The organism is Nocardiopsis sp. NPDC055551 (assembly GCF_053619415.1).
This window is the reverse complement of the sequence record NZ_JBSHJJ010000014.1, coordinates 116854-138723: the sequence shown is the minus strand read 5'-3', so window position 1 is coordinate 138723 and position 21870 is coordinate 116854. Positions and strand designations below refer to the sequence as shown.

25 protein-coding genes and 1 pseudogene are annotated in these 21870 nt (G+C 68.3%); 12 read left to right on the top strand and 14 right to left on the bottom strand.

All coding sequences use genetic code 11. The features are described from left to right. Nucleotides 1–76: 76 nt before the first annotated feature. Nucleotides 77–262, top strand: a pseudogene (locus ACWGSK_RS23750) (hypothetical protein); the annotation flags it as partial. 70 nt (nucleotides 263–332) lie between these two features. Further along, nucleotides 333–1067, top strand: a complete 735-nt coding sequence (locus tag ACWGSK_RS23745; protein WP_358505906.1) for an SDR family oxidoreductase — start codon at nucleotides 333–335, stop codon at nucleotides 1065–1067. A 76-nt stretch (nucleotides 1068–1143) separates the two neighbouring features. Here ACWGSK_RS23745 and ACWGSK_RS23740 read toward each other — a convergent pair whose 3' ends face one another. Together ACWGSK_RS23740 and ACWGSK_RS23735 are read right to left on the bottom strand one after the other, a co-directional pair. Further along, complete coding sequence (locus ACWGSK_RS23740; protein WP_358505909.1) at nucleotides 1144–1329, bottom strand: hypothetical protein; 186 nt, start codon at nucleotides 1327–1329, stop codon at nucleotides 1144–1146. 4 nt (nucleotides 1330–1333) lie between these two features. Further along, a complete protein-coding gene (locus ACWGSK_RS23735) occupies nucleotides 1334–1480 on the bottom strand; it encodes a hypothetical protein (RefSeq protein ID WP_358505912.1) in 147 nt (48 codons plus the stop codon). A 174-nt stretch (nucleotides 1481–1654) separates the two neighbouring features. On the opposite strand from ACWGSK_RS23735, the gene pip reads away from it, so the two are divergent. After that, nucleotides 1655–2605: a prolyl aminopeptidase gene (gene pip / locus ACWGSK_RS23730; protein ID WP_452456779.1), complete on the top strand. Its 951-nt coding sequence runs from the start codon at nucleotides 1655–1657 to the stop codon at nucleotides 2603–2605. A 43-nt stretch (nucleotides 2606–2648) separates the two neighbouring features. Here pip and ACWGSK_RS23725 read toward each other — a convergent pair whose 3' ends face one another. Both ACWGSK_RS23725 and ACWGSK_RS23720 read right to left on the bottom strand, forming a co-directional pair. Then, the gene (locus tag ACWGSK_RS23725; RefSeq protein ID WP_358505918.1) at nucleotides 2649–3302 is read right to left on the bottom strand and encodes a response regulator transcription factor; all 654 of its coding nucleotides are present in this window, start codon (nucleotides 3300–3302) and stop codon (nucleotides 2649–2651) included. Continuing rightward, a complete protein-coding gene (locus ACWGSK_RS23720; RefSeq protein WP_452456778.1) occupies nucleotides 3302–4495 on the bottom strand; it encodes a sensor histidine kinase in 1194 nt (397 codons plus the stop codon). Before ACWGSK_RS23720 ends, ACWGSK_RS23725 begins: the two co-directional genes overlap by 1 nt. 135 nt (nucleotides 4496–4630) lie before the next feature. Here ACWGSK_RS23720 and ACWGSK_RS23715 point away from each other — a divergent pair, with 135 nt between their 5' ends. Together ACWGSK_RS23715 and ACWGSK_RS23710 are read left to right on the top strand one after the other, a co-directional pair. Then, nucleotides 4631–4933, top strand: a complete 303-nt coding sequence (locus tag ACWGSK_RS23715; protein WP_452456777.1) for an SHOCT domain-containing protein — start codon at nucleotides 4631–4633, stop codon at nucleotides 4931–4933. A 162-nt stretch (nucleotides 4934–5095) separates the two neighbouring features. After that, nucleotides 5096–6082 (top strand): adenosine deaminase, encoded by a 987-nt coding sequence (locus tag ACWGSK_RS23710; RefSeq protein WP_452456776.1) that lies wholly within the window; start codon nucleotides 5096–5098, stop codon nucleotides 6080–6082. Nucleotides 6083–6140: 58 nt separating this feature from the next. On the opposite strand, the gene ACWGSK_RS23705 is transcribed toward ACWGSK_RS23710, so the two are convergent. Continuing rightward, the gene (locus ACWGSK_RS23705; RefSeq protein WP_358505928.1) at nucleotides 6141–7097 is read right to left on the bottom strand and encodes a DUF2332 domain-containing protein; all 957 of its coding nucleotides are present in this window, start codon (nucleotides 7095–7097) and stop codon (nucleotides 6141–6143) included. Between the two features lie 42 nt (nucleotides 7098–7139). Beyond that, nucleotides 7140–8135, bottom strand: a complete 996-nt coding sequence (locus ACWGSK_RS23700; protein WP_358505931.1) for a GlxA family transcriptional regulator — start codon at nucleotides 8133–8135, stop codon at nucleotides 7140–7142. Nucleotides 8136–8337: 202 nt separating this feature from the next. Here ACWGSK_RS23700 and ACWGSK_RS23695 point away from each other — a divergent pair, with 202 nt between their 5' ends. From ACWGSK_RS23695 to ACWGSK_RS23685, 3 genes are all read left to right on the top strand, one after another. Beyond that, entirely contained in the window at nucleotides 8338–9018 is a 681-nt protein-coding gene (locus tag ACWGSK_RS23695; RefSeq protein ID WP_452456775.1) for an ABC transporter ATP-binding protein, read from the top strand. A 10-nt stretch (nucleotides 9019–9028) separates the two neighbouring features. After that, complete coding sequence (gene soxR / locus ACWGSK_RS23690) at nucleotides 9029–9529, top strand: redox-sensitive transcriptional activator SoxR (RefSeq protein WP_358505937.1); 501 nt, start codon at nucleotides 9029–9031, stop codon at nucleotides 9527–9529. Nucleotides 9530–9763: 234 nt separating this feature from the next. Then, nucleotides 9764–10147 carry an MmcQ/YjbR family DNA-binding protein gene (locus ACWGSK_RS23685; RefSeq protein ID WP_358505940.1) on the top strand — a complete coding sequence of 128 codons (384 nt, stop codon included), beginning with the start codon at nucleotides 9764–9766 and terminating at the stop codon, nucleotides 10145–10147. A 348-nt stretch (nucleotides 10148–10495) separates the two neighbouring features. On the opposite strand, the gene rnhA is transcribed toward ACWGSK_RS23685, so the two are convergent. From rnhA to ACWGSK_RS23670, 3 genes are all read right to left on the bottom strand, one after another. Beyond that, the gene (gene rnhA / locus ACWGSK_RS23680; protein WP_358505943.1) at nucleotides 10496–10969 is read right to left on the bottom strand and encodes a ribonuclease HI; all 474 of its coding nucleotides are present in this window, start codon (nucleotides 10967–10969) and stop codon (nucleotides 10496–10498) included. Between the two features lie 304 nt (nucleotides 10970–11273). After that, nucleotides 11274–11939 carry a peptide deformylase gene (gene def / locus ACWGSK_RS23675; RefSeq protein WP_452456774.1) on the bottom strand — a complete coding sequence of 222 codons (666 nt, stop codon included), beginning with the start codon at nucleotides 11937–11939 and terminating at the stop codon, nucleotides 11274–11276. A 105-nt stretch (nucleotides 11940–12044) separates the two neighbouring features. After that, nucleotides 12045–12488, bottom strand: a complete 444-nt coding sequence (locus ACWGSK_RS23670; protein ID WP_067603760.1) for an SMI1/KNR4 family protein — start codon at nucleotides 12486–12488, stop codon at nucleotides 12045–12047. 226 nt (nucleotides 12489–12714) lie between these two features. Between ACWGSK_RS23670 and ACWGSK_RS23665 the strand changes: the two genes are divergently transcribed. Beyond that, on the top strand, nucleotides 12715–13983 hold the full coding sequence (locus ACWGSK_RS23665; RefSeq protein WP_358505949.1) for a sensor histidine kinase: 1269 nt from the start codon (nucleotides 12715–12717) through the stop codon (nucleotides 13981–13983). Then, the gene (locus ACWGSK_RS23660; protein WP_358505952.1) at nucleotides 13932–14591 is read left to right on the top strand and encodes a response regulator transcription factor; all 660 of its coding nucleotides are present in this window, start codon (nucleotides 13932–13934) and stop codon (nucleotides 14589–14591) included. Before ACWGSK_RS23665 ends, ACWGSK_RS23660 begins: the two co-directional genes overlap by 52 nt. Nucleotides 14592–14667: 76 nt before the next feature. Here ACWGSK_RS23660 and ACWGSK_RS23655 read toward each other — a convergent pair whose 3' ends face one another. The 4 genes from ACWGSK_RS23655 to ACWGSK_RS23640 all read right to left on the bottom strand — a co-directional run bounded on the left by ACWGSK_RS23655 (nucleotide 14668) and on the right by ACWGSK_RS23640 (nucleotide 19418). Beyond that, a complete protein-coding gene (locus tag ACWGSK_RS23655) occupies nucleotides 14668–16698 on the bottom strand; it encodes an AMP-binding protein (RefSeq protein ID WP_358505955.1) in 2031 nt (676 codons plus the stop codon). A gap of 130 nt (nucleotides 16699–16828) precedes the next feature. Continuing rightward, nucleotides 16829–17995, bottom strand: coding sequence for a multidrug effflux MFS transporter (locus ACWGSK_RS23650; protein ID WP_452456833.1), 1167 nt, complete (start codon nucleotides 17993–17995; stop codon nucleotides 16829–16831). Between the two features lie 212 nt (nucleotides 17996–18207). After that, nucleotides 18208–18654 carry a DUF3037 domain-containing protein gene (locus ACWGSK_RS23645; RefSeq protein ID WP_452456773.1) on the bottom strand — a complete coding sequence of 149 codons (447 nt, stop codon included), beginning with the start codon at nucleotides 18652–18654 and terminating at the stop codon, nucleotides 18208–18210. After that, a complete protein-coding gene (locus ACWGSK_RS23640; RefSeq protein ID WP_358505964.1) occupies nucleotides 18651–19418 on the bottom strand; it encodes a HipA family kinase in 768 nt (255 codons plus the stop codon). Before ACWGSK_RS23640 ends, ACWGSK_RS23645 begins: the two co-directional genes overlap by 4 nt. Nucleotides 19419–19425: 7 nt before the next feature. On the opposite strand from ACWGSK_RS23640, the gene ACWGSK_RS23635 reads away from it, so the two are divergent. Further along, nucleotides 19426–19596 carry a hypothetical protein gene (locus tag ACWGSK_RS23635; RefSeq protein ID WP_452456772.1) on the top strand — a complete coding sequence of 57 codons (171 nt, stop codon included), beginning with the start codon at nucleotides 19426–19428 and terminating at the stop codon, nucleotides 19594–19596. A gap of 322 nt (nucleotides 19597–19918) precedes the next feature. On the opposite strand, the gene ACWGSK_RS23630 is transcribed toward ACWGSK_RS23635, so the two are convergent. Continuing rightward, nucleotides 19919–20623 carry a hypothetical protein gene (locus ACWGSK_RS23630; protein ID WP_452456771.1) on the bottom strand — a complete coding sequence of 235 codons (705 nt, stop codon included), beginning with the start codon at nucleotides 20621–20623 and terminating at the stop codon, nucleotides 19919–19921. Between the two features lie 172 nt (nucleotides 20624–20795). Between ACWGSK_RS23630 and ACWGSK_RS23625 the strand changes: the two genes are divergently transcribed. Then, nucleotides 20796–21860 (top strand): AAA family ATPase, encoded by a 1065-nt coding sequence (locus ACWGSK_RS23625; RefSeq protein WP_358505970.1) that lies wholly within the window; start codon nucleotides 20796–20798, stop codon nucleotides 21858–21860. Nucleotides 21861–21870 lie beyond the last annotated feature (10 nt).

Below are 21870 nucleotides of genomic sequence, written 5' to 3'. Positions count from 1 at the left end.
TGAACCCGCTGCGGCCCCGTTCGGCTCCCGACCACGGTGTGCGCGTTCATCACCCCTTGGCCGAAGAAGACCTCCGGTGACCTGCATCGAGCGCACGGCCCACCCCCGCCTCACGAAGCCGACCTCCACACGGATACCGCACGGGCCCTTCACCCCACAGAACAATGAGATCGCCTGGACACGCGAACACACCAACAGCCCTCAAGCACTGCCGGCGGTGCCACTCGCGCTGAAGTACCACCAAAAGAGGGCACGCTTCCCCACCAGACGAAGCCGTCGCGTGGGCCGAACCTCTCGCGCCACGCTGGTCCGACATGTCAAGATGACCAGTCATGGGCGCATTGGACGGGAAGACCGCACTGGTGACCGGTGGGTCACGCGGGATCGGGCGGGCCATCGTGCAACGCCTGGCGCGTGACGGAGCAAGCGTGGTGTTCAGCTTCGCCCGCGACGAGGCCGCCGCCGCGGCGCTGGAGGCCGACGTGCCCAAAGCGACCGCGGTGCAGGCCGACCTGGCCGAGCGGACCGCGGCGGTCGCGCTGTACGACGCGGCCGAGCAGCAACTGAACGGGCTGGACATCCTGGTCAACAACGCCGGGTCGAGCACCGTGCCGGCGTCGATCTCGCAAACCAGCGACGCCGACTACGATCAGATCATGGCGGTGAACACCCGCGCGGTGTTCACTCTGATGCGCGAGGCCGGAACCCGGCTGCGCGACAGCGGACGCATCGTGAACATCTCGACGATCAACACTGTGGCGCCCACCGCCGCCACCGGAGTGCACGCGGCCAGCAAGGCCGCCGTCGAACAGTTCGCCGCCGGCGCGGCCCGCGAGCTCGGCGCCCGGGGGATCACCGTCAACAGCGTCTCGCCCGGAGCCACCGACACCGACCTACTGCACGGCAACAACCCCGGAGTCGACGTGGCCGATGTCGTCATCCCCATCACCCCGTTGGGTCGGCTGGGACGACCCGACGACATCGCCGACGTCGTGGCCTTCCTGGTCGGGCCGGACGGGCGATGGATGACCGGGCAGAACCTGCGCGCGGGCGGCGGGCTGGCCTGACCTGGACCGCCCACAAGATAAGCCGGGAGAGGGCAACGGGCAGTACATGCGCCCGGCGCGACCCGCTGCGGCAAGCTCAAGGTGAGCGACCGGACCGCCCACCGTGCTGAATCCGGGCGAACATGCGCCCGCCCGCGGCGTCCACACACTGATCGACCTGGAGCCGGCCCCGGGTGTGCTCGTCCTCGCACAGCGCCGCGATGCCCTCAAGTTCGGGCCGCACCCCACCCAACACCCGATCCACCACGATCTCGATCACCACCCGCTCAGGGGTCGGGCCCGCGCACCCGGTACCGCCGCCCATAACGCCGCACGGCCTCGGCCACCGCCGGATGAGCGGCCACGGTGCGCGCCACGCAACCGCAGGCGAAGGTGAACACCCGCGCCCGATACCGCTGCGGCTCATAGGTCACCCCCACCGGCACCTGGTGGATCCCACCCCCAGGACACGGCGAGGCCGGCGTGCACAAGCGCTACCGCGACCAGAACGACGAGAACGGATCGGCCACCCCATCGACCTCTCCCACCCAAATCCCCCAACACACCAAACGACCACACCCACCTCGACCCCGAAAGGACCCCCGCGCGTGCACCCCACCACCACACCCCACACCAACGGCCACCTACCCCGCCCCGGCGGCCACCACCTGTTCTGGCAAGAAACCGGCAACCCCCACGGAATACCCGTCCTGGCCATCCACGGCGGCCCCGGCTCAGGCTCCTCCCACAAATGGTCGTGCTTCACCGACCCCCACCACTACCGGCTCATCCTGCTCGACCAACGCGGCAGCGGACACAGCACACCCAACGCCGGCGACCCCACCACCGACCTGACCACCAACACCACCGCCCACCTCATCGACGACTTCGAAGCCCTGCGCACCCACCTGGACATCGACCGCTGGCACCTACTGGGCGCCTCCTGGGGATCCACCCTGGCCCTGGCCTACGCCCAAACCCACCCCGAGGTCGTGCGCGCCCTGGTGCTGTTCGCCATCACCACCGGCACCCGTGCGGAGATCACCTGGATCACCCACACCATGCGCCGTGTCTTCCCCCACCAATGGGAACGCTTCCGCGCGGCCGCGGGCCCGGGCGCCGACCCCCACCACCTCCCGGCCGCCTACGCACGCCTTCTGGCCGACCCCGACCCACAGGTTCGTTTCGAGGCCGCCCAGGCCTGGTGTGCGTGGGAGGACACCCACGTGGCCACCGCCCCCGGCCACACACCCCACCCCCGATTCCACGACCCCGCCTTTCGCGCCACCTTCGCCCGCCTGGTCACCCACTACTGGGCGAACGACTGCTTCCTGGCCCCCGACCAACTCCTCCAAGGGATGGAACGCATCGCCCACCTACCGGCCGTGTTGGCCCACGGTCGTCTGGACATCAGCGGCCCCGCCGACATCGCCCACGACCTGGCCGCACGCTGGCGGGCCGCGAAGCTGCACATCGTCGAAGACGCCGCCCACACCACCAACGTCGCCGGTCTGGGACAGATCGTCGCCCTGGCCATGGACCGCTTCCGCGCCCTGTGACACCCACCGCTGATCCGCGCCCGCGCCCGCACCCGGGCACGGGTCAGCGCGCCAGTCCGGCCCGGAAGGCGAACACCACCAACTGGGCCCGGTCCCTGGCCCCCAGCTTGACCATCGCCCTGGACACGTGGGTGCGGGCGGTGGCGGGGGAGACCACCAGCCGTTGCGCGATCTCCTCGTTGCTCAACCCCTCACCCACCAACGCCACCACCTCACGTTCGCGTTCGGTCAACACCCCAACGTCCGGAACCACCCCGCCGATCCCGCCCCCGCGCTCGGTGAAGGCGGCCACCACCCGCCGTGTGACCGAGGGCGACAACAACGCCTCCCCCCGGGCGGCCACCCGCACCGCCGCCAACATCTCCTGCGGCTCCCCGTCCTTGATCAGGAAACCGCTCGCACCACCCCGCAACGCCTCGAACACGTACTCGTCCAACTCGAAGGTGGTCAGCACCACCACCCGGGTGGCCACCAGATCCGGGTCCGATCCGATGACGCGCAGCGCCCCCAACCCGTCCAGTTCCGGCATGCGCACGTCCATCAACACCACATCGGGACGCAGCTCACGCACCAACTCCACCGCCCGCACCCCATCGGCGGCCTCACCCACCAACTCCATGTCGCCTTCGGCCTCAAGCAGCACCCGCAACCCCATCCGCACCAACGCCTGGTCGTCGGCCACCACCACCCGCACCATCACCGCGACCCCCGCACCGGCAGATCCGCACGCACCCGCACACCGCCACCCTGGGCCACCCCCACCGACACCGTCCCCCGCACTGCCCGGGCCCGCTCACGCATCCCCGCGATCCCCATCCCCTCCACGACCACCCCACCGCTTCCCTCATCGACGACCTCCACCACCACCCACTCCCGCCCGCACTCGATCCGCACCACCACCCCCGCGCCGGGGGCGTGGCGCACCACGTTGGTCAATGCCTCCTGCACGATCCGAAACGCCGCCACCTGCACCCCAGAACCCGGCCCGGACCGCTCCCCCTCCCAGACCACCTCCACCCGGTGCCCGGCCCGGCGCACCGACTCGGCCAACCCCTCCACCCGATCCAACCCGGCCACCGGCCCCCGACCCACCTCACCCCCATCCCGAAAGACCGCCAACGTGCCACGCAACTCCTCCAACGCCTCCCGGCTGGCGTCCCGGATCGCCGCCAACGCCACCGGAGCCTGTTCGGGACGCCGATCCACCACGTGCAACGCCACCGACGCCTGCATGCTGATCACCGACAGGCTGTGCCCGACCACATCGTGCGCCTCCCGCGCGATACTCAACCGCTCCTCATAACGCGAACGCGCCAACTCCTGGGAGCGTTCACGCTCACGCCCGGCCCGCCGCGCCCTGGCGAACACCCCCGCCCCGGCCGGTAGCGCCATCGCCCCCACCGCGAACACCACCGCCGCAGGGGCCGAACCATCGGCCCACCCCCACCAGGGCCGCCCCACCTGCGAGAGCAACGCCGCACCCACCACCACCGGACCCGTCCACCCCAAGAACACCCCCGGGGTCAGACCAAGCCCCGCCGAGAACACCACCAGTGCGCACATCAGCACCGCCGGTCCCGTCCCCACACCGGCGGCCATCACCAACACCGCACCCACCCCGGCCACCGCGACCGCGGGCCCCGGCCACAGCCGCCGCACCGCGACCGCCACCACCAACACCACCACGCCCGCCCACACACCCCAAGGCAAGGCCACCTGCTGCACCTGATCCCACCCGGCGCCTTGACGCGCCCAAGGAGGACCCCCCACACCCTGGCCGGTCCGGTCCCAGGCCAAAGACCCCCGGGACCACACCAACACCAACGCCCCCAGCACCACACCCAAGGCCACGTCCACGACCACGGCGCCCCTGCTCACACGTTCTGCCACACCCCGACCCTAAACACCCACCCCCTCCTCGCACCTGATGCGGCGGACGTATCTTCACCTACGCCCACCAACGTAGGCACACAGCCGCCCCCACACCGATGCGCGCGAGGGCCCCCACCACCCAGGGTGGTGACCATGAACGCCACAACACTCATCGCCAACGCCCCGCACTGGCAGGGCGGGCCACCACCCTTCCTTCCCGGAGTCCTCATGTTCTGTGTCCTCATCCTGCTCATCCTGGGCGCCCTGGTCTTCACCATCGCCCGCCGCAAGGGCCACACCCCGCCCTGGGCCCACCCGCGCACCCCCCGACCGGAGGACGCGGCCCGCACCGTACTGGCCGAACGCTTCGCCAAGGGCGACATCACCGTCGAGGAGTTCATGGAGCGCGCCAGCGCCCTGAACTGGACTCCCGGCCAAGGCGACGACGAACACTGACCCACCGCACACGAGCAAGGGGCGCCCCCACCACGGGGTCGCCCCACCTCTTCGTTGTGGGGGTGTGTCCCACGCCGCGCCCCCACCCGACCCAGGCACACCCCACCATCAGCCACAATGACCAAAACCCTGACAAACACACCACAAGGATCGCGGGCTCACATGGCCATCCCCAAAGCCGAACTCCACCTGCACATCGAAGGCACCCTCGAACCCGAACTCGCCTTCCACCTCGCCAGGCGCAACAACATCACCCTGCCCTACACCGACGTCGACCACCTACGCACCGCCTACGACTTCACCGACCTACAATCCTTCCTCGACCTGTACTACCGACTCATGGACGTCCTACGCACCCAACAGGACTTCCACGACCTGGCCACCGCCTACCTCGACCGCGCCGCCACCCAAGGCGTACGCCACGCCGAGATCTTCTTCGACCCCCAAGCCCACACCAACCGCGGCCTCCCCCTGGACACCGTCATCCAAGGCCTGGTCTCGGCCCTGGACCAAGCCCGCACCCGCCACGACATCTCCACCGAACTCATCCTGTGCTTCCTACGCGACCGCCCCGCCACCGAAGCCATGGACACCCTCCAAGCCGCCCACCCCCACCTCCACCACATCACCGGCGTAGGCCTGGACTCCGCCGAGGTCGGCCACCCACCCACCAAATTCACCGAAGTCTTCCAAGCCGCCGCCGACCTGGGCCTGCGCCGCGTCGCCCACGCCGGCGAAGAAGGCCCTCCCGACTACATCTGGCAGGCCCTGAACCACCTGGGCGCCGAACGCATCGACCACGGCATCCGCGCCCTGGAAGACCCCGCACTCCTGACCCACCTGGCCACCACCCGCACACCCCTGACCGTGTGCCCCTTCTCCAACGTGCGCCTACGCGCCGTCCCCACCCTGGCCCAGCACCCCCTACCCGCCTTGATGGACGCCGGCCTCCTGGTCACCGTCAACTCCGACGACCCCTCCTACTTCGGCGGCTACGTCCACGACAACTACCTGGGCGTCCAACAACACCTGAACCTGACCAACGAAGACCTGCGCGCCCTGGCCCGCAACTCCTTCACCGCCTCCTTCCTCACCCCCGAACGCCGCGACACCCTCATCGCCGAGGTCGACGCCTACCGCTTCGACTGACCCGCACACAAAACCGGGGGGCTCCACACCCACGCGTGAAGCCCCCCGCCCCCTTCCCTCAAACCCACACCAAACGCCGACCATGCTCACCCGCATGAGCCACCACACGCCCATCCAACGCCAACGTGAAAAAACCCTCCCGCGCCGGACGCGCACCCTCCCACCCGGGAAAGACCCGCCACCCCTCGTTACTCACCCACCGCACACCCAACCGACCCACCAACGACGCGAACCCCTCCCGCTCCCGAGGCCCCACATACGCCAACACCGCACTGTGCAACACCACCACCGTGGCCCCCTCCGGCGCCCGCGCCACCAAATCGGGCAACTCCGCCACCAAATCCCCCGCCACCATCACCGGCGGATCGGCCGCCACCACCGCCGCCGCGCCCCGCAACCGCTCCAACCGCCCCGCCTCCTGCCCACCCGGCCAGATCAACGCCTCCAACCACCCCACATCACCCGCATCACCCACATCCAACGGATTCAGGTCGATCCCCCCACGCCAGACCACCCGCGGCAACCGATCCGGAACAGGAACCCCACCCTCGGTGGCGCACTCCAACACCGGCCCCGGCCCCTCACCCAACGGCGGCGCCCCATCGAAGGAGTACCGATACCGGTCCGGGTACAGACACAACCCCGCCGACGCCCCCACCTCGATCAAAGCCAACGGCCCCGGTAGTTGCGCCAACACCGGCAACAGGGTGGCGCACCGACCCACCTCGTTGGTCTGGGTCGAGCGCTCCATCACCACCCGCACCACCCGCTCCCAGTGCTCCATCACGAACGCCCGCCACGCCGCGAAAGAGCCCACCGGCCCACCCAGGTAGCGCACCGCCCCCAACCACAGGTTCGGTTGCCTCTTACCCTCCGGCAGCGCCGACACCGCTCCCACCAGCTCCGCGTCCAAGGCCACCCCACGCGCGATCTCCGCATAGCCGGGCGAGTCACCCTGCTCGAAGTTGACCGCCATGTGCGCCCACACCCGCGCCACCCGATCCCGACCCCGCATCGCGCACCCGCTTCCACCAAGACTCAGCCGACCTCGCGCACCCTAACCCCCACCCCCACCCCCACACCCGACCACGGCCGACCCCACCGCGTACCGCTCCCGATACCGCGAAGGCGAACACCCAAGACGCCGCACGAAAGCCTTACGCAACGCCTCACCCGTACCGAACCCACACCCCCGCGCGATCGTCTCCACCGACGCCGCCCCCTCCTCCAACCGCCGCCGCGCCCACTCCAAACGAACCTGCTCCACATACCGACCCGGACCACACCCCACCTGAGCGGTGAACACCCGCGAGAACTGCCGCACCGACAGCCCCGCCCGAGCCGCCATCTTGGCCACCGACCAATCCGCCCCAGGCTCGGCATCCACCAGATACTGCACCTGCCGCACCTCCACCCGCTCGGCCACCTGCACCGCCAACTGGGTCGAAAACTGCGACTGCCCACCCGGACGCACCAGAAAAACCACCAACGTCCGCGCCAGCTCCAAAGCCACCGCCCGCCCCAGATCTTCCTCCACCACCGCCAACGCCAAATCGATCCCCGAAGTCACCCCGGCTGACGTCCACACCCGCCCCGACCTCACGAACACCGCATCCTCTTCCACCACCAAGCCCGGAAACTCACTGGACAACCGGGCGCAGTGCCGCCAATGCGTGGTCACGCGCAATCCCTCCAACAACCCCGCACGCGCCAATACGAACGCCCCCGAACACACCGACGTCACCCGAGCGGCCCGCCCCGCCAACTCCCGCACCACCCCCACCAACACCGCATCCGGATCATGAGCACCCTCCCCACCGGGTACCACCAGCGTGTCCACCCGCCCCACCTCCTCCACCGCCATCGAGGGCACCAACCCCAAACCGGACGAACACACCACCGCCTTGCCGTCCACCGAGACGGTCCGCACCCGATACCGTGCCCCCGGCGCCCGCGCCGCCCCCGCGAACACCTCCAACGGCCCCGTCGCGTCCAAGCTCTGCATCCCATCGAAAAGCACGATGACCACCTCGTGCCGCGCACCGTTTCCCATACGCACCACCCCACCGCACCCCGAAAACGACCACAAGGTCACCCACCCCAAACATCCGGACACACCCACACGCCACCTCACCCCCTCTTGACCACCCCACCCTTACGCTGTGAACTCGACCCGACACACAAAAACCATCCGAACTCCCCACCACCCCCAGCAGTCCCACCCAGGAGAACACCACCCACACGAACGGACACCCGTGAGGCTCTCCGACCGCACCCGCCTGCACCACACCACATCCGCACCCACCACCAGCGGGCCCCTGGTGCACCTACACGACGTGTCCCACCCCCACCTGCCACGCCTGGACCTGGCCATCCACCCCGGCCACCACATCGCCCTACTGAACCTGAGCCCCCCGGCCCGCCACGCCCTGACACACCTGCTCACCGGCCACACCCACCCCACCAACGGCCACATCACCACCCACACCCGCATCCACACCACCCCCACCCACCCCACCCTGGCCCAAACCATCACCGGCCACACCCACCCCGACCCCCACGACCCCCACCTACACCGAGCCCTGGCCACCTCAGGGCTCGCCCACCACCCCCACACCACCCCCACCCACCGACTCCCACCCCACCTGGCCCCCCACATCCACCAGGCCCGCACCCTCTACGCCCACACCACGCGCGCCCACCTACTCCTGATCGACCACCCCACCACCCCCACACCGGCCCCCACACCCACCACCGCCCACCTCACCCTCACCGACCACCCCGCCCTGGTCCGCACCGCCGACCGCATCCTGCTCTTCCACCAAGACCGCCTCACCGAAACCGGCGACCACCACCAACTCCTGCTACGCGGCGGCGCCTACGCACGCCTGTACGCCCTCCAAAGCACCCGCACTCCCACACCACCGGCCCCCTAAACTGGTCCCCGTGGCACCCCTAACCAAGGAACTCACCGTCGGCCAGGTCGCCCAACGTTCCGGAGTGGCCATCTCGGCTCTGCACTTCTACGAACGCCAAGGCCTCATCCACAGCCGCCGCACCGCCGGCAACCAACGCCGCTACCACCGCGACACCCTGCGCCGCGTGGCCTTTATCCGTATCTCCCAACGGGTGGGCCTGCCCCTGTCCCGCATCCGCCAGGCCCTGGAACGACTCCCCGAGAACCGCACCCCCACCCGCGCCGACTGGGCCTCGGTCTCGGCCCAATGGCGCGACGAACTCGACACCCGCATCGCCCAACTCACCCGCCTGCGCGATGACCTGACCGGATGCATCGGCTGCGGCTGCCTGTCCCTGAACTCCTGCACCCTGTCCAACCCCGACGACGAACTCGCCGCCGCCGGCCCCGGACCCCGCCGCCTGATGGTCGATACGCTCACCGAACCCGACACGGGGCTTGAGCAGCAATCGAACAACCGGCCGCGTTAGCGCCTCGCACCGGGCGGATCTATCGCCTTGAAGCAGACGGTGCCGCCGGGCCGCACCAGGGCCAGGGTGTCGGACAGGGCGGTGGCGCCCGCGTCCACGACACGACAAGGTCCTCCGGCGACAGGGTGAACGCGCAGGTCGACCAGGGTAGGAAGTCCCGAGGGGCCACGCGCGGCGGCGTCCGGGCGCAGGTCCGGTCCGGGCTCGGGAACGATCAGGTCAAGGAGGGCGATCGTGGACGGTGCGACCTTGCAGGAAAGAGCCGAACAGCGTGCTCGCGAGCTGCCAGACACGGTCTCGGGTGAGTTCTTCGGTCCGGGTTACGAGGTCTTCAAGGTCCGGGGCAAGGTGTTCATGCTCATGACCGAAGTCCCGGGCCGGCCGGTGGTGATCATCAAGTCCGACCCCGAGGAGTCCAAGACCCTGCGCCAAGACCACGACGACATCAGCCCCGGGTACCACATGAACAAGAAGCACTGGATCACCCTGGCCCCGGGCGGCTCGATCAACGCCTCCCTGGTCCAGGAGCTGGTGGCCGAGTCCTACCGTTTGGTGGTGTCCAACCTGCCGCGCGCCGAGCGTCCCGTGGACCCCGACCGATTCCAGACCCGCGAATGAGCGGGGCTCTGCCGAACACAGGGCTCCAGAAGGTCGACCGCCTCGGCCGCAAACCTCCTGGAAGGGCCGATCGTCCTCAACGACCCGTTCCAGCGCGGCATCGCCGGGCGCTGAAGGGCATCACGGCCGGTGAGTACACCTGACCCCCAGGCTCACCCCATCGGGGGAAGACCACCCCACCCCAGGGGGAGGCCCCCACCCGACCCCACACCACCCCGCATCGGCCCGGCCCTTGCCACCCACGCCTACGCCCGCCGCACCCACCCCCGATGCCCCATCTGCCGGCGACGCCGAACAAAAAAGGGGGGCGGGCCGGCCACAACGGCCCACCCGCCCTTGCCCACCGGCTCACCCCGCGGCGGCCTCATCGCGCCCGCGCCGAGCCAGCTCATCGGCGTATTCGTTGCCCTCGTCCCCGCTGTGGCCGCGCACCCAACGCCACTCGACCTCATGGCGTGCGGCCAACTCGTCCAGTCGCCGCCACAGGTCCACGTTCTTGACCGGCTTCTTGCTCGCGGTGGTCCAGCCGCGCTTCTTCCACCCGTGCACCCAAGAGGTGATGCCGTTGCGCACGTAGGAGGAGTCGGTGTGCACGATCGCCGGCACCGGCCGGGTCAGGCTCTCCAAGGCCTGGATGGCCGCCATCAACTCCATCCGGTTGTTGGTGGTCTGGGCCTCGCCCCCGTACAGCTCACGCTCGTGCTCCCCATAACGCAGCCACACACCCCAACCCCCCGGTCCAGGGTTGCCGCTGCAGGCCCCGTCGGTGTAGATGACCACGCTTTGTGTCGAGGTCTGCTCGACCTGATCCCCGTTGTGCATGCCGGGCAATCTACCGCCCTCAAAGATCACGAAAAGGCCACACACCCCATAAAAAGGGCCACCACCAGAGCCACCTACCCCCAATGGAGCCCCACAGGCACCCGAAAAAAGCCACACAGACGACCAATGGCACCCTCCGTGACCGACCCACCATCCACTTCCCCACGGCCACCAACCACTACCCACCGCACCCATGCCCACACCCGCCGTGGAAAAACACCCACCGAACCACCACCCCCCACACACACGGCGGGCCGCGAACCCCCCAAGGTTCGCGGCCCGCCGCACACACACAAGAGTGGACCTAACCGGCCGAGTACGCCTCCAACTCCCGCGCCCGCTCCTCACGACGCGCGAACACACTGTCGGCCATCTCGCTCATCTTCTTCAACACCCGCTTACGCTCACGCTTGGACAACCGATCCACATACAACCGCCCCCACGTGTGGTCGGTCTCGTGCTGCAAACACCGCGCGAAATACCCACTCCCGGACAACACCACCTCAGCGCCGTCCCTGTCCACCCCACGCACCGTCGCATGCTCCGCCCGCCCCAACTCCGCGTGCGGACCCGGAACCGACAAACACCCCTCGCTATCCACCACCACGGCATCGGTCACATCACGCTCATCCAACACCGGATTGATCACATGACCCACATGCCGCACACCATCATCATCAGGACAGTCATAGACGAACACCCGCCAATCCACACCCACCTGACTACCAGCCAACCCCACACCCTCGGCCGCGTACATCGTCACGAACATGTCATCGACCAACCGCGACAACTCCGCGCCACCCAACATCTCCTCGGGCACATCACGACCGGCCCGATGCAACACATCCTCACCGGTCACCGTCACCCGCAACACCCGACCACGCGCCGCCTCCGGAGCAAGATCAGGGAAATCCGCCACCTCCCGCCCCTGGACGACGGTCACGGGCACGGGCACAGACTGCTCCGACATGGCTCTACTCTCCGGACAGGCGACAACAGACGGTACAAACACCGCCACACCCGAAAAAATAGCACGAACCGGCAGGTCACCCCCGCCACCCACAACCACCCACCACTACCGGAACCACGCATTGCCCTGAATGAAACACCGCGCCAGATAGTCCCGCAACGACACCACCACCAACCGACGCCGATCACTCTCATGATCCCACACCACGATCCCCGGCCCATAGTCCGTATGCACATACGCGAACTGCGGACCCATATCCGAATCACCGAAGAAGATCATCTCATCGAACGGCGCGTACAACTCCAGATAATCCGGCTCCCCACGCATCGCCAGATTGTCCTCCACCAACCGACGCGCACCCCACACCACCTCATCCCCGTACTCGTTCACCACCCCATCCGTCTCACGCAACAACGACGCCAACTCGAACGGCAAAGGCAGCATCAAATGCTTCTCCACCTCGGCCAGCATCACCTCATCGGCCGCATCACTCAGATCGGCCTCCGGATACATCTCCAAGATCAGTTCACGCCACACACCCACGATCATCACAGGTCGCGGCAACACACGAGAAATCGCACCCGGCGAGTTGCCCCGAAAATCCACCACACCACCCCGCACACCACCACCCCCAACACCCCAACCAGCCACAAAAACCCACCAAAGCCCCACCACCCACCACACCAACCAGAGGAGCCACCACCACCGACCCACCCCACCCCCACCACGCACAATAGAAACCAACAACCCACCCACCCAGGAAGAGACACCCACCATGCCCACCACCCGCACACCCCGCGGACCCCACACCACCACCTGGGCCTACCTCTTCCTCCTCATCTCCCACAACACAGCCGCCCTCCTCCTACTCCCCCTCGTCCTCGCCTCCGCCCTCCTCACCCTCCTCTGGGTCGGCCTCCCCTTCATCATCCTCACCGCCCTCACCCTCCGCACCATCGCCAACGCCCAACGCACCACCCTCACCAAAATCCTCCAAACCCCCGTCCCCGCCGCCTACCGCCCCCTCCCACCCACCGGCATCATCACCCGAGTCCGCATCATCCTCACCGACCCCGCCACCTGGCGAGACCTCCTCTGGCTCACCGCCTCACCCCTCCTCACCGCCCTCGCCCTCATCCCCGCCATCCTCTACGCCCACGCCACCTACCAAACCCTCTACGCCCTCCTCCTCTGGCACCACACAACCGACCTCTACGGCCTCACCGCCACCACCCAACCCCAAGCCCTCCTCGCCCTCATCCCCGCAACCCTCCTCGCCACCCTCGCCCACACCCTCACCCCCCACACCACCAACGCCTGCACCCGCCTCTCCCACCTCATCCTCGCCCCCTCCGAAAAAGCCCGACTCACCGCACGCGTCGCCCACCTCGCCACCAGCCGCGCCGACACCATCGACACCCAAGCCTCCGAAATCCGCCGCATCGAACGCGACCTCCACGACGGCGCCCAAGCCCGCCTCGTCGCCCTCGGCATGAACCTCGGCATGGCCGAAAACCTCGTCGAAACCAACCCACAAGCCGCCCGCGACATGCTCACCGAAGCCCGCGAAACCACCCGCCAAGCCCTCACCGAACTCCGCGACCTCGTCCGCGGCATCCACCCACCCGTCCTCGTCGAACGCGGACTCCCCGGCGCCGTCCAAGCCCTCGCCCTCACCCACCACCTCCCCATCACCGTCACCACCCACCTCCCCGGCCGCCCCGCCGACCCCGTCGAATCAGCCGCCTACTTCGCCATCGCCGAACTCCTCACCAACACCGCCAAACACGCAGGCGCCACCCACGCCTGGATCCACATCAACCACGGCCGACAACGCCTCATCATCACCGTCACCGACAACGGCCACGGCGGAGCCACCCCCACCCCCGAAAGCGGACTCAACGGCATCGCACGCCGACTCGACGCCTTCGATGGCACGATGAACATCACCAGCCCCACAGGCGGACCGACCATCATCACCCTGGAGATCCCGTGCGCGTTGTCATCGCCGAAGACCTTGCCCTCCTCCGCGACGGACTCATAAGGCTCCTCCAAGCCCACGAATTCACCGTCGTCGCCGCCCTCGACAACGGCCCCGACCTCCAAGCGGCCCTCACCGAACACAAACCCGACATCGCCGTCGTCGACGTACGCCTACCCCCCACCTTCACCGACGAAGGCCTCCAAGCCGCCATAGCCGCCCGCGCCCACATCCCCGGCCTGCCCATCCTCGTGCTCTCCCAGCACGTCGAACAGCTCTACGCCCGCGAACTCCTCTCCGACGACACCGGAGGCGTCGGCTACCTCCTCAAAGACCGCGTCTTCGACGTCAACCAGTTCATCGAAGCCGTCCGCCGCGTCTCCTCCGGCGGCACCGCCATGGACCCCGCCGTCATCTCCCAACTCCTGGCCCGACAAGACCAGAGCGGCCCCCTGGCCCAACTCACCCCCCGCGAACGCGAAGTCCTCTCCGAAATGGCCGAAGGACGCTCCAACTCCGCCATCGCAGGACGCCTCTACATCACCGAAAAAGCCGTCAGCAAACACATCAACAACATCTTCACCAAGCTCGACCTACCACCCTCCTCCGACGACAGCCGCCGCGTCCTGGCCGTCCTCGCCTACCTCAACGGCCAAGACCCACACCAATAGACACCCACCCCCAACACAACGAAGCGGCCGCGACCCCCAAGGGACCGCGGCCGCAACCACCCACACTCAACAACCACTAATCACGACGCACCCGATACAAACCGTCGATCTCCTCCGAGAACGCACGCAACACCGCATCCCGCCGCAACTCACCCGAAGGATGCACCAACCCCGACTGCACCGTGAACTCCTCGGCCAACACATGGAACGACCGCACCGCCAAATGCCGCGGCACACTCCGATTGGCCTCATACACCAACCCCTGCACCTCACGCAGAAGATCACGATCCCCCGCGATCTCCTCCGGCGCCATCGACAACGGCCGCCCGTTCACCAACCGCCAATACTCCAACTGATCACGCACCAACGTCACCAACGCACTGGCGAACGGACGCCCCTCCACTATCACCAACACCTGGCTGATCAACGGATGCGCCCGCAACCGCTCCTCGAACCCGGCCACCAACTCCGCGTCCGAGCCCCCCTCCACCTCACCGGCACGCGCCACCACACCCGACTCCACCGACCTCACCGGTTCCGGCTCGGCCCGCACCGCACGTGCCTGCGACACCCAAGGCTCCTCGAACCCCCCGGGCTCCTCCACCGGAGCCACCGGCTCAACGGCCTCCTCAGCAACGCCCAGGGCGCGCTCCGGCTCCATCCCCGGCCGCTCCAGCGCACCCTCCACCCGACCCGGCACGAACCGCCCCGGAACCGGCTCCAACGAAGCCTGCGCCCGCACCCGGCCACGCACCCTCACGAACCCGACCTCGTCCACATCGGCCAACACACCCGTGGCCAACCAACCCTCACGGAACGCCGCCCGCGTCCCCTCCACATCGGCCCAATACCCCAAGAACACCGCACCACCGCGCAGGTGCAACTCACCCTCGGGCGAAACCCACCAACGACGATCGGACAACACCCGACCCACCGTCCCCGGCACACGATCGCCCACCGCGTTGGCGCTGAACACCCCACCCGTCTCCGCGATGCCGTACACCTGCATCACCGGAACACCCACACCACCGAAGTAACTGTCCAACCGCTCCGTCAACCCACCGCCCCAGCACACCGCCAGATGCACCCGACCGCCCAACACATCCCGGATCTTGGAGAACGACCAGTCGTACATCGACCGCGACAACCGGGCCCAGGCACCCTTCTTCTTCGCCTGGTCGAACTGCACCGCGGCGTCCATAGCCGCGTTGAACGTCCCCACCGAGTCCCAGTCCGTCGAATGCGCCGTAGCCCGCTCCGCCCCGTGCACACCCTCCAGATCCCTCGACGTGCACACCAACACCGTCGGCTTGAACCGCGCCAACTCCGCACGCAACCGCCCGGGCTCCACCACACCCAACCGGACCCCGCCCACCACACACGCCACCATCGTCGACAACCCCGGCAACTGCGACAACGGCAGATCCATCACCGCGCTCGCCCGCCCAGCCGCCAACTCCGACAACCGCGGCCACATCCGATCCACCAGATCCGCCGCCGACGACAACAACGCCCCGTGCGAGAGCACCGCACCACGCATCGAACGCGACTCCGTGCTCACCGGGTACAACACCACCGCCGGATCCTCCGGCACCACCTCGTCCCGCCGAAAACGCACCGCCGTCGCGTCCATGTACGCACCCAGACCCACCACCTCCGGCAAGTCCTCCTGGTACCGCCACACACGCCCCAGATCCGGCATCTCCCGCTGCAGACCCACCACCACACGATGAGCCCGCTCACCGGCGACCACCGCCACCGCAGGACGCACCTGACGCACCACATGCGCCAACCGCTCCGCCGAGGCCTCCACCGGCAACGGCACCAACACCCCGCGCACCGACCACACCGCGTACGCCAAACGCACCCAGTCGTGATTGGAAGGCGCCACCACCAACACCCGATCGCCATCGGACACCCCGGCGGCCACCAGACCCTTGGCCACCGACGTCACCTCGGTCGCGAACTCCCCCGCCGTCAGACGCTCCCAGTGCTCCTCCACCAGAACCGAGAACACCTGAGAGTGCGCATCAGAAGTCGCCACGTCATAGACGTGGTCGCCCAACCCGGACTGCGCTCGAACCAACGAACCGGGGGTCTCGCCCATAACCAACTCATCCTCTGCCACATCGGAAGGCGGGCCACACCGTTCTCACCCGCCTCATTCGGGGAATCGAGCCCTACTGTGCCCATTTCTCCACCGAACGGCAACCTAGGAGAAACCCCCGATCGACGGCTCATCCCACCTTTACCCGCGCACCCCACACGAACGAAAGCAACGACAACACCGCCACAGACGCCATAACCACGGACATGCTCACCAACGAAGCCTCACCCGAAGGCGTCATCCCCGCCAAAGCCGCGATCGCACCACCCAACGCGAACTGCAACGAACCCATCAACGCCGAAGCCGTACCGGCCACCGCCACCGGCTGACCGTCCAGAGCCGACACCGTCGCGTTCGGCATGATGAACCCGACACTGAGCATCATCACCGCCAACAGCGACGACACCATCCACAGCTGGGCCGTCCCGGTCAACGCCAACACCAACAACGCCAGCACCGCGACCAACGCCAACACAAGACCCATCAGCAACCGACGCTTGGTGTCCACCCGACCCACCAACAAACCGTTGCCCTGCGTGCCCAACATCGACGCCAACGCGTTCACCGCGAACAACCCCCCGTACGTCTGCGGCGAGACCCCGAACTCGTTCTGCGACACGAACGAGAACGCCGACACGTACGTGAACAACATCCCGAAGCTCAGCCCCAGCGACAACACCGGCGCCACGAACCGCCGATCCCGCACCAGGGAACCCACCGTCGCCGCCAACACCCGCGGCCCCTGCGCCCGACGCTCCGAGGCGGGCAACGACTCCGGCAACCAGAACAACACCAGCACGAAACTCAGCGCCGCCATCACCGCCAGCACCCAAAAACTCAACTGCCAGGGCCCCACCAGCAACAGCTGTGCACCCACCAGCGGAGCCAGCAACGGCGCCAACATCATCACCAGCGCCAGCCGCGAGAAGAACCGCACCGCGTCATCGCCCTGGAACATGTCGCGCACCACCGCACGCGCGATCACCGCGCCCGCGGCACCGGCCACACCCTGCGCGAACCGCAGCACGATGAACGCCGTCACGTTCGGCACGAACACGCACAACACCGAGGTGACCGTGAACATGGCCACCCCGACCAGCAACGGCCGCCGCCGACCCCAGGCGTCGCTCATCGGCCCGATCACCAACTGACCCGCGGCCAACCCCAGCATGATCGCCGTCAGGGTCAACCCGATCTGTGCTTCGGAGGTGCCGAGGTCCCGGGTGATCTGCGGGAACGCCGGCAGGTACATGTCGGTCGCCAACGGGCCCGTGGCCGTCAGCACACCCAACACCATCACCAACAACGCGATGGAACGACGCGACCGCACCTTGGGCCGGGCCGCCTCTTCCGAGGGGGTGGGGGTGGTCGAGGTCTGCACGGGCACTCCAGTTCAGGAACGGGGAAGGGAAGGCGGGAAGCGCACCAGAGGGTGCGAACCACTCCATAGCAACACCGAAGGGACGCGATTCGCTCCCCACCCGACCACACCGAAACCTGTGATGTCCCTTACCCAGAGGGGATATTCGACCGCACCAGGCGGTTCAACAACCTCTCCACCTCGTTCTCCGGATCCAACGTCAGACCACCATGCACCGGCCCGGCCTGCACGATCGTGCTCCGCGGCGCGGTGAGCCACCGGAACCGTGGTCCGGGACGCACACCCGCGGCCTGCCCGGCCTCTTCCCCGCCGCGGCACATCCGCTCCACCGCCTCCAGGGCTCGACGCACACCCACCACGTCCACACCCGGATCCAGCGCACGCAGCCGGTCCTCGTCCAGGTCCCAACGCGCGGCCAGGAACGCGCGCTCCTGGCTGTAGAGGATCACCCCGGCGTTGACGCACTCACCACGTTCCAGGCACGGCACCACACGCAGCAGCGCGTACTCGAACACCACCCGATCGCGTTCGATGCCCACCTGTCCGGTGGTCACCACGCTGTAGCGCTCGCTCATGAGCCCACCTCCGGAAGCCAGGACCGATCGGCCATACGGGCCATCAGATGGCGAACGTAGGCCTCACGAACGGCCTCGGGCGTATCGAACCCGGGTTCCTCCTCCAGCCACACGTCGGGCACCAGCTCCACCACACCGCGCAGCAGCTCCTCGTCCACCAACGGCGCGAACGCGTCGTCGGCCGCGGCCAGGTCCGGGGAGGAACCCGACAGCACGTGGTCGGAGGCGTCGTAGGGGCGGGAGACGAACCGGTCGGCGTTGGCCCAGGAATGGTGGAAGATCAGCGTGGCACCGTGGTCGATCAGGTAGGGCGCACCGTGCCACAGCAGCATGTTCGGGTTGCGCCAGGAACGGTCCACGTTGCCGGTCAGGGCGTCGAGCCACATCACCCGCCCGGCGAAGACCGGGTCGACCTCGAAGGTCAGCGGGTCGAAGCCCAACGAACCCGGCAGGAAGTCCATCCCCAGGTTCAATCCCTCACTGGCCTTGAGCAGCTCCTGGACCTCGGGGTCGGGCTCACCGCGACCGATGACGGCGTCGAACTCCACCATGGCCAGCTCGGGAACCGGCAACCCCAGGGCACGCCCCAACTCACCGGTGACGACCTCCGCGACCAGGGTCTTGCGTCCTTGCCCGGCCCCGATGAACTTGACGACGTACATCCCCAGGTCGTCGGCCTCGACCAGACCGGGGAGCGAACCTCCTTCGCGGAGCGGTAGCACGTACCGCGTCGCGATCACTTTCTTCAGCACGCCGGCCAGCATAGTTGCGATGATCACGCGCGCGGCGCGGACCGCGGAGCCGACCGACCGCCGCCCGCGAACAGAACCAGCGGACAAGGAACGCGTCAGCGGCCCACTACCGGATCGAGCCGACCGGCCCTCGCCGCCACCCGCCGACAGCCACGGCAACGTCTCCTATCCACCCCTGAACACGTTCTAGAACCATTCCACCTCGAACACGACACGCCGAACCACTCCCCGGTACGGAATCCTTAAAGATGGGCGGCGTAGCCGCTCGAATTCGTTTGTCGAGGGGTCTTTTTAGAGAAAAGCTCCGCCACCTTTATGACGTAGATCTATACTGATGGAACAGAGACCATCTCATGCATCTCCGATGGATCTCGGAGCCGGAAGGACGCGGAGCCCTGGGCGGGCTCCCCCTCGGCGCCCACCCTCGTCGGGCCCGGGCGCTCCCCTCCCAGGGAAGGCCCGCACCCGACCACGTCGACTCCCCCACCCCACCCGCGCCTTTCCCCGTCGGCTCAGAGGTTGTCCTCGGGCTGCTCGCCCCACTCCTCTTCGCCGTCCTGCCCCGGACCTGGCAACGTCGGCACCGGGGTGGGCTCGGCGTCCTCCCCCGGTGAGGGCTCCTGCTCGGGTTCGGACTCCTCGGCCTGCTCCTGCTCGGGTTGCGGGGGCGGCTCCGGCTGGGGGAACTGCATCAACCACAGGTACAGCGCGAACACCAACACCAGCAGCAACAGCAACAACGCCCCCAGGGCGCCGATGAGCCACCAGTTGGCCTCACCACGGGCCACCCTGCTGTCGCGCGCACCGGCCAGGGCACTCCAGCGCACCGCCGACACGCCCCGCTCCCCCGCCCAGTGCGGCATCACCATCGGACCGCTGCGCACCACAGGGCCACCCCGACCGGCACGCTCCAAGAACGCCCCCGCGTCCTCCCGCGCCCCCTCCTCATGGGGGCAGGCCACCCACAGGGCCGACCGACCCTTGGTGCGCGCCGCCACCACCTGATCGCTGTGGTCCACCTCCCAGGCGAAACGCTCACGGGTGGGTTCGTCGATCCCGGCGGCGTCGTTGAGCATGGCCACGCTCACCTGACGCCCGCTCTTGTCCCTACCCAGGTAGACCACACCCAGCCGCGACTCGCGCAACCGACCCGACAGCCGATACCCGCCCAGTTGGCGCGGGTCCCCCTCGTGCAGCCCCATCGTGGGAACCGACATCGACGTACCCCCTTCCATCGACCTACCCCGCGAGCGACGACCGTCGTCGCCACCACCCGTGCCGGGAACCGAACCATGACCCCGGAAACAGGTAGTGTCGCCCACAGGTGATCCAAAACCTACTCCTCATGGTGCCCTCACGGTCGGCACCGACGTACTGGGAAGGCGGGACATGGCAGAAACCTCACCCGGGAACGGTTCCTCCGCTCCGAAACCGGACAACGCTCCGGGGGAACCCACCCGACTGCTGCGCGCGGCGCTGCACGAGGTCTCCACCGTCATCGTCGGCCAGGAACGCATGGTGGAACGCTCCCTCATCGCCCTGGTCGCCCGTGGACACTGCCTCATCGAGGGCGTACCCGGCATCGCCAAGACCCTGGCCGTGTCCACCCTGGCCAAGGTCACCGGTGGTTCGTTCTCCCGCCTGCAGTTCACCCCCGACCTGGTGCCCTCCGACATCGTCGGCACCCGCATCTACCACCCCTCCACCGAGAGCTTCGACGTCGAACTGGGCCCGGTCTTCGCCAACTTCGTGCTGGCCGACGAGATCAACCGCGCGCCCGCCAAGGTCCAGTCGGCCCTGCTGGAGGTGATGGCCGAACGCCAGGTCTCCATCGGCGGCACCACCTACCCGCTGCCCTCGCCCTTCATCGTCATCGCCACCCAGAACCCCGTGGAGTCCGAGGGCGTCTACCCGCTGCCCGAGGCCCAGCGCGACCGGTTCCTGATGAAGGTCGACGTGTACCACCCCAAGGCCCACGAGGAGATGGAGATCCTGCGGCGGATGAGCTCCGAGCCGCCCACCGCGCACCAGGTCCTGGACCCGGTCACCCTGAGCGAGCTCCAGGCCGACGCCGAACGCGTGCACGTCCACCAGCTCATCGCCGACTACATCGTGCGCCTGGTCATGGCCACCCGCGAACCCGAGAACCACCAGATGCCCGACCTGCGCCAGGCCCTGGAGGTGGGCGCCAGCCCACGCGCCACCCTGGGGTTGGTGGCCGCCGCCCGCGCCCTGGCGCTGCTGCGCGGACGCGACTACGTGCTGCCCGACGACGTGCGCGTGCTGGCCCGCGACGTCATCGCCCACCGTCTGGTGCTGACCTTCGACGCCCTGGCCGACGGCATCACCACCGATCAGGTCGTGGACCGCATCCTGTCCACCGTCCCGGCCCCGCGGGTCATCTGGGACGAACCGCCCTCCGGCGAGACCGCGTCCTTCACCTCGCACCGATGAGGGGAGGCCG